This window comes from Flavobacterium sp., assembly GCF_024710485.1.
GTDB lineage: Bacteria > Bacteroidota > Bacteroidia > Flavobacteriales > Flavobacteriaceae > Flavobacterium.
Genome location: NZ_JANJUQ010000002.1, coordinates 49,858 through 60,921 on the forward strand (window position 1 = coordinate 49,858; position 11,064 = coordinate 60,921).

Below are 11,064 nucleotides of genomic sequence, written 5' to 3' on the forward strand. Positions count from 1 at the left end.
ATTCGCCTTTTTTTAAACGTTGTATATGTCTTTTTTTGTTGAAGTTATCATTCCGCTTTCCTTACCCAAAACCTTTACGTACAAGGTTTCGGAAGCCGAATTTCAATACATTCAAAAAGGCATGCGCATAGCCGTGCCGTTTGGTAAAAACAAAATCTATACGGCTTTGGCGGTCGACTTACATCAAAACGCTCCGACACTTTATGAAGCGAGAGAAATTCACCAAATTTTAGACGAGCAACCAATCGTCAACGAATTCCAAGTCAACCATTGGTTTTGGATTGCGTCTTATTATATGTGCAACATCGGCGATGTGTACCGCGGTGCTTTGCCATCGGCTTTGTTGCTGGAAAGTGAAACCATCATTTCCCAACAAAAAGATACGGTAATCAACGAAAGTGAACTTTCCGACGACGAGTTTTTAATCTACGAAGCCTTGCAACACCAAAGTTCGTTGAAAGTGCAAAACATCATGGATATACTCAATAAGAAGTCGGTTTTGCCCGTCATTCAAAAGCTTATACATAAAAATATCATCACCTTAGAAGAAGAAATTCAGGAAGTTTACAAGCCCAAACTCACGCGTTACATTCGGTTGCATCCGCATTACCAATCCGAAGAAAATTTGATTGCCTTGTTGGATACTTTCAACAAAAACGCCGGTAAACAAAAAGAATTGGTGCTGCAGTATTTTCAACTGCAAGCCCAAGAGCGCAAACCTATTTCGGTGAAACAACTCACCGAAACCGCTAACACGTCTGCCGCAGTCATTAAGGCTTTGGTTGATAAAGGTATTTTTGAAACCTATTACATACAGGAAGACCGCGTCAATTTTACCCAAAACCAAAAGGAAAACCAACTCGCCTTGAGCGAAGCCCAACAAAAAGCTCACGATGAAATTGTAAATACGTTTACCGGTAAAGAGGTTTGTTTGTTGCACGGCGTGACTTCCAGCGGGAAAACCGAAATTTACACCAAACTCATCGAACAATACATAGGGCAAGGCAAACAAGTGTTGTATTTATTGCCGGAAATTGCTTTAACCACACAATTGGTTTCGCGATTGACCAAACATTTCGGGAATAAAGTCGCCGTTTTCCATTCCAAATACAGCAACAACGAAAGGGTAGAAGTATGGCAAAACGTACTGCAACAATCGGAGAAAGCGCAAATTATTATTGGTGCGCGCTCGGCTTTGTTTTTGCCTTTTGCCAATCTCGGTTTTATTATAGTAGACGAAGAACATGAGCTGACTTTCAAGCAACAAGATCCGGCGCCGCGTTATCATGCCCGTGATGCCGCTATTGTTTTGGCCAATGCGCATCAATCCAAGGTATTATTGGGTTCAGCAACACCAAGTATAGAGACGTATTATAATGCCACTTCGGGTAAATTCGGTTTGGTTGTGTTGAAAGAGCGCTTCGGCAAAGTACAAATGCCCGAAATTGAATTGGTGGATTTGAAGGATAGTTATTTCCGCAAAAGAATGAAAGGACATTTCAGTCTGACACTCATTGAACAAATCACCGAAGCTTTTGCCAATAACGAACAAGTCATTTTATTTCAAAACCGTCGCGGCTTTTCACCGGTATTGGAATGTTTAACTTGTGGCCATGTGCCGCAATGTCCGCAATGCGATGTGAGTTTGACGTACCACAAATACAAAAACCAGTTGCGTTGTCATTACTGTGGTTATAATATGGCTAAGCCTACGAATTGCCATGCCTGTTCAAGTGTCGATTTGGAGACCAAAGGTTTTGGTACCGAACAAATCGAGTTGGAATTGGCGGAATTGTTTCCCAACAAAAACATCAAGCGGATGGACCAAGATACTACGCGCGGCAAATACAGTTTCGAAAAAATTATCGACGGATTTAAAAACAGGGAAATTGATGTTTTGGTTGGTACCCAAATGTTGGCTAAAGGATTGGATTTCGACAATGTTTCTTTGGTTGGCATCATGAACGCCGATAATATGTTGTACCATCCCGATTTTCGGGCTTTTGAAAGAAGTTATCAAATGATGACGCAAGTCGCCGGTCGCTCGGGCAGAAGTGAAAAACGCGGTAAAGTTATTATTCAAACCTACAATCCGTTGCACAATATCATACAGCAAGTAACACACAACGACTACGAAGGCATGTACAAAGAGCAGTTGTACGAGCGAAAGATTTATTATTATCCGCCGTTTTACCGTTTGATTCGGCTGACTTTAAAACACCGAGATTTTGAAAAACTAAAAGAAGGTTCCATGTGGTTGTATCAGGTGTTAAAACAAAACTTATCCATTCCGGTTTTAGGTCCTGAAGAACCTGTAGTGAGTCGTATACGCAATGAATACATCCGAACCATTATGGTTAAAATTCCGGGTAACGCGTCTTTACAAGGTACAAAAAAAACTATCCAGAAAGTACTGAATAGTTTTGAAGTGGTGGCGCAATACAGAACCATTAAGGTTACTGTAAACGTCGATTTTTATTGAGTAATTTTAAGCAATAGCTAAAGCTTTAATTAAATCTTCTTTTTTATTACGACTCAAAGGAATCTTGGTCATACCGATTTCGGCAAATTTACTATTGAAACGCTCTACCTTATCAATATTAATAATGTAAGATTTGTGAACGCGAATAAATTTATCTTTCGGTAAATCTTGTTCAAATGACTTCATAGTTGAAAGCACTAAGTTGCTGTCATCCTCTGTAACTACTTTTACATAGTCGCCATAAGCTTCAATCCACTTGATCTTATTTGTATAAACCTTCAATTTTTTGAGGTTACTTTTAATAAAGATGTGTTCGCCTTCTTCTTCTTGATTTTCTCTTTTAAGCATATGGAATTCCATAGCTCGTCTGACAGAAGCGTTAAAACGGTCTAAAGCGATAGGTTTTTGTAGGTAATCGGTAGCGTCATAATCAAACGCTTTCATAGCATATTCCGCCTTAGACGTGATAAAAATAATTTGGGGTTTTACTTTTAATCCGTCTAAAAAATCAAATCCACTGATGACCGGCATTTCTATATCCAGAAAAATCAAGTCAACGGTGTGTACCGACATGCAATTTTTTGCTTCAATTGCATTAGAAAAATCACCTACTAAATGTAAATTAGGGTGATTATTTACTAGCTTTGCAATGATCATTCTTTGGATCGAACTATCATCAACAACAACACAATTTAATTTCATACTCTTATTTATTATAGATTTGGTTTGGTAAAAATAGATAGTTTTTTTTTATCTACCTAACATTTCGTCGATTTTTTTTGCTTTTAAACGATATTTTTTACTTTTAGACGATTTGTGGTATTTTGTGATTGGTTATTGAAAAGTATTTTATATCTTCGCGCCCAATTTAAAATTTAACAAATTTATTATGAATCATTACGAAACTGTTTTCATCTTAAATCCCGTTTTATCTGAAGTTCAGGTAAAGGAAACAGTAAGCAAATTTGAAGATTTTCTTACGTCTAGAGGAGCAAAGATGGTATCTAAAGAGGATTGGGGCTTAAAAAAATTAGCTTACGAAATCCAAAACAAAAAAAGTGGTTTTTACCATTTGTTTGAATTCCAAGTTGCTCCGGAAGTCTTAATTGCTTTCGAAACTGAATTCAGACGCGACGAAAGAGTGATGCGTTTCTTAACTGTAAGTTTAGATAAACACGCAGTAGCTTGGGCTGAAAGAAGAAGAGAAAAATTAAAAGTAAAAGCGTAAGTAGTATGTCAACAATCGAACAATCTGCAAAAGGAAAAAAAGACGGAGATATCAGATATTTAACGCCTTTAAACATTGAAACCAACAAAACTAAAAAGTATTGTCGTTTCAAAAAATCAGGAATCAAATACGTAGACTATAAAGACCCTGATTTCTTATTGAAATTCGTTAACGAGCAAGGTAAAATTTTACCAAGACGTTTAACTGGAACTTCATTAAAATACCAAAGAAAAGTGTCTGTAGCCGTAAAAAGAGCACGTCACTTAGCTTTAATGCCATACGTGGCCGACTTATTAAAATAATAATTAAACAATAGTTGTTGGTTTTCTGTCAAGAAACCTAACTTCTCTAATAAAGGACAACAACATGGAATTGATCTTAAAACAAGACGTTCAAAACTTAGGTTTTAAAGACGATGTAGTAACTGTAAAAAACGGTTACGGTCGTAATTACCTAATCCCGCAAGGTTTTGCTGTATTAGCAACACCGTCTGCTAAAAAAGTTTTAGCTGAAAACTTAAAACAAAGAGCTTTCAAAGAAGCTAAAATTGTAGACGACGCTAAAAAATTAGCGGAAGCTTTAAAAGCATTAGAAATCAAAATTTCTGCTAAAGCCGGTGGTGAAAAACTTTTTGGATCTATCACTAATATCGATATTGCTGCTGCTTTAGAAGCTGCCGGTCAACCAATCGATAGAAAATTCATCACTTCAGGTTTGGTAAAACGTACCGGTAAATACGCTGCTACTGTGAGATTACACAGAGAAGTGGTTATCGAATTGCCATACGAAATTGTAGCTGAGAAATAATATTTCAACATACAGTAAAGAAAGTCCCGATGTAAGTCGGGATTTTTTTTTACTTCGTCAGTTCGCTTCGCTCGTGTGAAGCTATTTCCCGCTATACGTTGCAATCTTTTTATTTTTAAAGAAAAATAAAAAGGATTTCCACTGCAAACAGGAAGTGTTCATCGAACTCAGATAAAAAATAAGAATATTGTGAGATAATCGGGGCTAGGCTTTAGTGTTAAAAACAAAACCTCAGACTCCTAGAACCTTTAAAGAAAATGAAATACAAAAGACTCACCAAAGAACAATTCGAAGCCTTATACCAAGAGTTCAGTAACTTCTTGGCTACGCAATCTATAGACAAAGCCGAATGGGATTCGATTAAAACCAACAAACCCGAAGTAGCCGAACAAGAATTAGACGTGTTTTCCGATTTGATTTGGGAAGGTGTACTTACTAATGCACAGTATTTAGAGCATTTTTCCAAAAGCCATATTTTCCTTTTTCATTGCCAGGAAACACTAATCCAATCGATAGTCCTAAAATCCTTAGATACTGAAGTTGACTTTATGCAAAAAGAAGGATTACAATGGCTAAGCGACAATTTGTTTACCGATACAGTAGAAATCCACCTTGGTAAAAAAACTTACGAGCAAGAGCGCAACATGGCTATATTCGATTTAATCACCCAAGGCGCTATCCTGAGTGACGGACAATTGTATTTGCAAATCAACGGCATAATTCAGTCGTAAAGTAGATATTATTATAATTCGTGGCGAATATTTTTATGTGTTTAAAATCAAAATTGGTAACCCGAGCAATACGAAAAGGAGAATCAATCCGTGGTTTTTAAAGTTTATTTCTGTTGGAATTCAAATCCAAAAGATGTGTTATTTTCCAAAAATATTGGCTATTTTAGTGCACACATTTTGCCATTAGTATAGCCAATTTTTATGGATGTTCACAAGATAATTCAAGACTTACGCGACGAACTTAACCAACACAATTACAACTATTATGTGTTGGACAATCCTACCATATCCGATTTCGAATTCGACCAAAAGCTTAAGCAGCTGCAGGAATTAGAAAGCCAACACCCGGAATTATTTGATGAAAATTCTCCAACGCAACGTGTTGGCGGAACGATTACCAAAAATTTCCAAACGGTAGTACATGATTATCGTATGTATTCGTTGGACAATTCCTATTCCAAAGAAGATCTAATTGATTGGGAAAACCGCATCCAAAAAGTTTTAGGTAATGTACCGTTGCAATACACTTGCGAATTAAAATACGACGGTGCTTCCATTTCCATCACTTATGAAAACGGCAAACTCAAACGCGCTGTAACTCGTGGTGACGGATTTCAAGGCGATGATGTGACCAACAATATCAAAACCATCAAGTCAATTCCGCTTCAGCTCAAAGGATATTTTCCACAACGATTTGACATTCGTGGTGAAATTATCCTGCCGTTCGAAGGTTTTGAAAAGATGAATCAAGAGCTTATCGAAATAGGTGAAACACCATATTCCAATCCGAGAAACACCGCTTCGGGTAGTTTGAAATTGCAAGACAGTAGTGAAGTAGCCAAGCGACCTTTGGAATGTTTATTATACTTTATAGTTGGCAATAATTTAAACATCAAAACCCAATTCGAAGGATTAGAAGCCGCCAGAAAATGGGGCTTTAAAGTCCCGAAAGAGGCCAAATTAGCCAATAGTTTAACCGAAGTTTTCGACTACATTAATTATTGGGACGAACACCGTCACAACTTACCGTATGAAACGGATGGTGTAGTTATCAAGGTGAACAGTTTTCAGCACCAAGATGAATTGGGCTATACAGCCAAGTCACCGCGTTGGGCTATCGCTTACAAATTCAAAGCCGAACAAGTGTCCACCAAACTTAACTCGATTTCCTATCAAGTTGGCCGAACAGGCTCGATTACCCCGGTAGCCAATTTAGAGCCGGTGCAGTTGGCCGGAACTATAGTAAAAAGAGCTTCCTTACACAATGCCGATCAAATTGAAAAGTTAGATATTAGAATCGGCGATACCGTTTTTGTAGAAAAAGGCGGTGAAATTATTCCTAAAATCATCGGAGTAGATTTTTCTAAAAGAAATGCAGCTTCGGAACCTACAGTTTATATTAATCATTGTCCGGAATGCCAAGCCGAATTGGTGCGCAACGAAGGTGAAGCCAATCACTATTGCCCTAATTTTTATGGTTGTCCACCACAAATTATTGGACGTATTCAGCATTTCATTACCCGAAAAGCCATGGATATTGAAGGTTTGGGAGGTGAAACGGTGGCTTTGCTATATAACAATGGTTTGGTGAAAGATTATGCTGACTTATATGAGTTAACAGTCGACCAAATTTTACCATTAGAGCGAATGGCCCAAAAATCGGCTGAAAACTTGGTTAACGGCGTCCAAAAATCCAAGGAAGTGCCTTTTGAAAGAGTGTTGTATGCTGTTGGAATTCGCTATGTAGGCGAAACGGTGGCGAAGAAATTGGCTAAACATTATAAATCGATTGACGCCATCCGAAAAGCTTCTTTAATGGATTTGATTTTAGTGGATGAAATAGGAGAGAAGATTGCCCAAAGTGTTATCGAATTTTTTGACAATCCGGAAAACGTTCGAATCATTGAGCGTTTAAAACAATATGGTGTTCAAATGGAATTGGTAGAAGTACACAATCCGAATGCCACCGATAAGTTAATCGGCAAAACTTTTGTAGTTTCGGGAGTTTTTGAAAAGTTCTCCCGTGATGATTTGAAAAAAGCAATTGAAGATAATGGTGGTAAAGTGGGCAGTTCTATTTCAACCAAAACAGATTATGTACTGGCCGGTGAAAATATGGGTCCGGCAAAATTGGAAAAAGCCAACCAATTAAAGATTCCAATCATTTCGGAAGAAGATTTTTTAACTATGATAAGTACCTAAAAATTCTTACTAAATTTAAGGTTTTGTTAAAAAAATTAACAATAAATAATTGAAATGTGAAATATTAGTTTAATTTTATTATCCTAACCAACAATTACTTAAATAAAATTATGGGTAATAATGATTATTTGAGGCGATGGAATAAAAATAAAATTGCCAATTTATTATTAACTGCTTTCTTCATTGTTTCATTTATTGAAGTAACTGCGGAGTACAACGAAGATATGTATCTCATCTGGTTAACAAAACCGCTTATTTTACCTTTGTTGATGGCGTATTATATTAGACGTTCAGCTAAAGCTAATGTGTTTTTTTCAGTAGCATTGCTTTTTTGTTGGTTGGCTAATTTGTTTTTTATTGAGAGTACATGGAACTATATCCTCTTAGGAGTGGTTAGTTTTTTGGTATATCGAATATTAGTGATTGGTATTGTTTTAAAGAAAGTTAAAATGCCGAGTTTTTTCCCACTAATCATTGGTAGTATTCCTTTTTTGTTTATTTATGCTTCGGTAGCCATTTTTACTTTTAGTACATTAGGCGACAGCCTATATCTTTTTTTGGTTCAAGGTGCTTTTACCATTTTTTTAGGTGGTTTGAGTTTGGGGAATTATATGATGACTTCGAATAAACCCAACCGAATTTTATTTGTGAGTACCATATTGTTTGCTTTTAATCAGTTTGTTTTTTTACTTAGGTTTTATTACGAAGAGGCTAATTTATTTCAGGCCATATCCATGATTTTATTTGTATGGGCTCAATATTTATTGACAAAATACATGCTCAATACAGAGAAGCAAAAAAGTCGTTATCTTATTGTAAATAAGCTTAATGAAGTAGGCTGATGCTTATAAAATTTTGGTTATGCTCCAACAGAAAAACATATTGAACTATTTAACTATTGCTTTCTTTGGAGTTGGAGTGTTTGAGATTATTTCAGAATATTTGCAAAATACTTTGTTGATTTTTAGTTTAAAACCACTTATTACTATAATTCTTATTGTAATTTATTGTTTAGAGTCTAAACAGAAGAACAGAATTTTTGTACTCCTTTTACTTTTATCCTTAACAACCAATATTTTATTTATACCTAACACGCCAGATTATTTGTATTATGCTTTAATCGTTTTTACTATCCACAGAATCTTGGTTGTATTTATGGTTTTCAGATTGCAAAAAATTAAAGATTATATTCCCTTTTTAATAGCAACACTGCCTTTTTTGCTGATTTTTTTCTACCTATTTATGGAAACAGCAGAAATTCCGGAGAGAAGCTTTTTACTCTTATTATTGCAAAATATACTTATTTCTATACTGTCCGGTTTGGCTTTATCCAGTTATGTGATGAATGACAACAAACAAAATTCGGTTCTGCTGATTTCTGTTTTGCTTTTTGTTATGTTGCAATTTATTGTTTTTATAGAAAAATACCTTTTGGTTAACGAATACACTTCAATCCTTCGTCCTTTGGCAATGACGTTTAATGTGTTGGCTTTCTTTTCGCTATACAAATATGTAATTCTTGCTGAAAAATCAAATGATAATTGATTTTCCTTTTGAAATCAAAGATGTGTCGTCATCAAAATAAAAGTCAATTCTTCCCAGATTGATACCATAACAACCAACCTGATTAACCAAGACATCTTGACCAACGACATTTTTTAAAACCGTTGGTTTGTCCAGAAAAGTATGGGTATGACCACCAATAATCAAATCGATGTCTTTGGTTAACATGGCCAATTTCGTATCACAAATTTTATCCGGTTCATCCTTATATTTATAGCCTAGGTGCGACAAACAAATAACCAAATCACATTTCTTTTCCTGTTTCAGTATCCGGGACATATCCTGAGCTACCGTTAATGGATCGAGATAAACTGTTTCCTTGTAATTTTTTTTGTCTACCAAGCCGTCTAATCCAACGCCCAAACCGAAAATGCCCACTTTAATCCCGTCTTTATCTAGGATTTTATAAGGCTTCACATGTCCGTTCATGATAGTGTTTTTGAAATCGTAATTGGCTGAAACAAATTCAAATGAAGCATGCGGTAATTGTGCATACAAGCCATCAATGCCATTGTCAAAATCGTGATTTCCGATGGTGGCCAAATCGTATTGCATCATACTCATCAACTTAAATTCTAATTCACCACCGTAGTAATTAAAATATGGCGTTCCCTGAAAAATATCTCCGGCATCCAACAACAAAACGTTAGGATTTTCTTTTCGAATACTTTCAATCAAAGCGGCCCTTCTGGCCACCCCGCCCATATTTGGGTTTTTGGGATGATTGGCCGGAAAAGGATCTATATAACTGTGCACATCGTTGGTATGTAAAACCGTCAAATGTTTCGTATTTACTGATTTGAAACTGCTTAGTGATAAACCACCTAAACCCAACAATGCAGATGTAGCAGCCGTTTTTTGTATAAAGTCTCTTCTTTTCATCTTACAATTCTTTATTGATTCTTTGGTCTTTTTCGGCTTTGATTACTTTATTGGCTTTAAAATAATCAATAATGATGTTGCGAAGCTTATAGTCTAAATCGTAACGTTCGGTAGCTTTTTTAAAGAAAAGCATATTGTCACCACCGTTCACTAAATAATCGGATGTAACTACGTAATAGGTTTTGGTGTTTTCTAAAGGTTGTCCATTCACTAAAATCGCTTTAGGTTGATTGTCTTTGCCGATGGTAAAAGTTAATCCCTTTAACGGATGTGGTTTTTTCTCTGCGATGATGTATTGTGTCATCTCCAAAATTTGTTCACCCTTTAAGCCTACCACTATAGCAGAGTTTTCGAATGGCATAATCTCGTAAGCATTGCGAGCCGTTACATCGCCTTTGGAAATGATGGTTCTGATACCGCCGTGATTGAGTAAACAAACGTCAATCTCCTTGTTTGCTCTCTTTTTGAAAATTACATTAGATTTTTCGAGTGTGATGTCTGACAGAAAATTGCCCATAGGAGTTTGCCATTCTCCTGATTTATCAATGGTTTCCGGAGCATTGGCCAAAACTAAACTTAAATCTTTATCGATATTTTCTCTGTAAGGTTTGATAAAGCTTTCAATTTGTTGGGCTTGTTGTTGGGCATTATCACTCGCAGTTTCAGTCTGTTGGGTAATCCCAATTTCCTTACCTTCAATTCGAGTGACGAAGAATTTTTTTTCGGCACAAGAAGTTATAACCGTAAATGTTAATAATAAAACAAAAAGTTTCATTACAATTCTATAGTTTTTTAGATTTACCATCGCTTTTGGCTCTTATTTTTAGTAAATTTGCAATTCAAGTAAAAGTAGTATGTTTTTAAATTACTTAAAGGATTTTTCAACAAAAAAAATAGTTAAAAAAAGGTTGTCAAATGTAAAGCATTTGACTTCAGAGGGTAAAATAAAAACTGTTGGAATTATCTTTGACGAATCGTATTTTAAAGAGCGTGAAGCTTTAGTTCAGGAGTTAATCCGAAACGGTATCGCTGAAAATATGATTAAAGTGTTGGTTTTTAAAGATAAGATTAAGAAAAACGAGCAATTTGATTATCCAACGTTCAGTCATAAAGATTTAAGTTGGCACGGGACTGTTGATAAAAAAGAAGTAAAAGATTTTATTGCAGAA

11 protein-coding genes and 1 pseudogene are annotated in these 11,064 nt (G+C 35.8%); 9 read left to right on the plus strand and 3 right to left on the minus strand.

The genetic code is table 11. The annotated features are described in order from the left end of the window. Positions 1-25 precede the first annotated feature (25 nt). Positions 26-2,482, plus strand: coding sequence for a primosomal protein N' (gene priA, locus Q0M21_RS00265; protein ID WP_295333066.1), 2,457 nt, complete (start codon positions 26-28; stop codon positions 2,480-2,482). A 6-nt stretch (positions 2,483-2,488) separates the two neighbouring features. Here the strand turns inward: priA and Q0M21_RS00270 are convergent, their stop codons facing one another. Beyond that, positions 2,489-3,184 carry a LytTR family DNA-binding domain-containing protein gene (locus Q0M21_RS00270; RefSeq protein ID WP_295333068.1) on the minus strand — a complete coding sequence of 232 codons (696 nt, stop codon included), beginning with the start codon at positions 3,182-3,184 and terminating at the stop codon, positions 2,489-2,491. A gap of 187 nt (positions 3,185-3,371) precedes the next feature. Between Q0M21_RS00270 and rpsF the strand changes: the two genes are divergently transcribed. The 7 genes from rpsF (at position 3,372) to Q0M21_RS00305 (ending at position 8,995) form a co-directional block, all read left to right on the plus strand. Continuing rightward, positions 3,372-3,710 (plus strand): 30S ribosomal protein S6, encoded by a 339-nt coding sequence (gene rpsF / locus Q0M21_RS00275; RefSeq protein ID WP_295333071.1) that lies wholly within the window; start codon positions 3,372-3,374, stop codon positions 3,708-3,710. Positions 3,711-3,715: 5 nt separating this feature from the next. Next, on the plus strand, positions 3,716-4,012 hold the full coding sequence (gene rpsR / locus Q0M21_RS00280; RefSeq protein WP_020211613.1) for a 30S ribosomal protein S18: 297 nt from the start codon (positions 3,716-3,718) through the stop codon (positions 4,010-4,012). A 64-nt stretch (positions 4,013-4,076) separates the two neighbouring features. Continuing rightward, complete coding sequence (gene rplI, locus Q0M21_RS00285) at positions 4,077-4,517, plus strand: 50S ribosomal protein L9 (RefSeq protein ID WP_295333074.1); 441 nt, start codon at positions 4,077-4,079, stop codon at positions 4,515-4,517. 257 nt (positions 4,518-4,774) lie between these two features. After that, positions 4,775-5,248: a DUF6495 family protein gene (locus tag Q0M21_RS00290; protein WP_295333076.1), complete on the plus strand. Its 474-nt coding sequence runs from the start codon at positions 4,775-4,777 to the stop codon at positions 5,246-5,248. A 201-nt stretch (positions 5,249-5,449) separates the two neighbouring features. After that, positions 5,450-7,450 carry an NAD-dependent DNA ligase LigA gene (ligA, locus tag Q0M21_RS00295; protein WP_295333079.1) on the plus strand — a complete coding sequence of 667 codons (2,001 nt, stop codon included), beginning with the start codon at positions 5,450-5,452 and terminating at the stop codon, positions 7,448-7,450. Positions 7,451-7,560: 110 nt separating this feature from the next. Beyond that, positions 7,561-8,292, plus strand: a complete 732-nt coding sequence (locus Q0M21_RS00300; protein WP_295333084.1) for a lysoplasmalogenase family protein — start codon at positions 7,561-7,563, stop codon at positions 8,290-8,292. Positions 8,293-8,692: 400 nt separating this feature from the next. Further along, the gene (locus tag Q0M21_RS00305) at positions 8,693-8,995 is read left to right on the plus strand and encodes a hypothetical protein (RefSeq protein ID WP_295333086.1); all 303 of its coding nucleotides are present in this window, start codon (positions 8,693-8,695) and stop codon (positions 8,993-8,995) included. Here the strand turns inward: Q0M21_RS00305 and Q0M21_RS00310 are convergent. After that, the gene (locus tag Q0M21_RS00310; RefSeq protein ID WP_295333088.1) at positions 8,981-9,895 is read right to left on the minus strand and encodes a bifunctional UDP-sugar hydrolase/5'-nucleotidase; all 915 of its coding nucleotides are present in this window, start codon (positions 9,893-9,895) and stop codon (positions 8,981-8,983) included. The two genes, Q0M21_RS00305 and Q0M21_RS00310, sit on opposite strands and share 15 nt — an antisense overlap. A 1-nt stretch (position 9,896) precedes the next feature. Beyond that, entirely contained in the window at positions 9,897-10,670 is a 774-nt protein-coding gene (locus tag Q0M21_RS00315) for a 5'-nucleotidase C-terminal domain-containing protein (protein WP_367273700.1), read from the minus strand. A gap of 133 nt (positions 10,671-10,803) precedes the next feature. On the opposite strand from Q0M21_RS00315, the pseudogene Q0M21_RS00320 reads away from it, so the two are divergent. Next, positions 10,804-11,064, plus strand: a pseudogene (locus tag Q0M21_RS00320) (hypothetical protein); the annotation flags it as partial.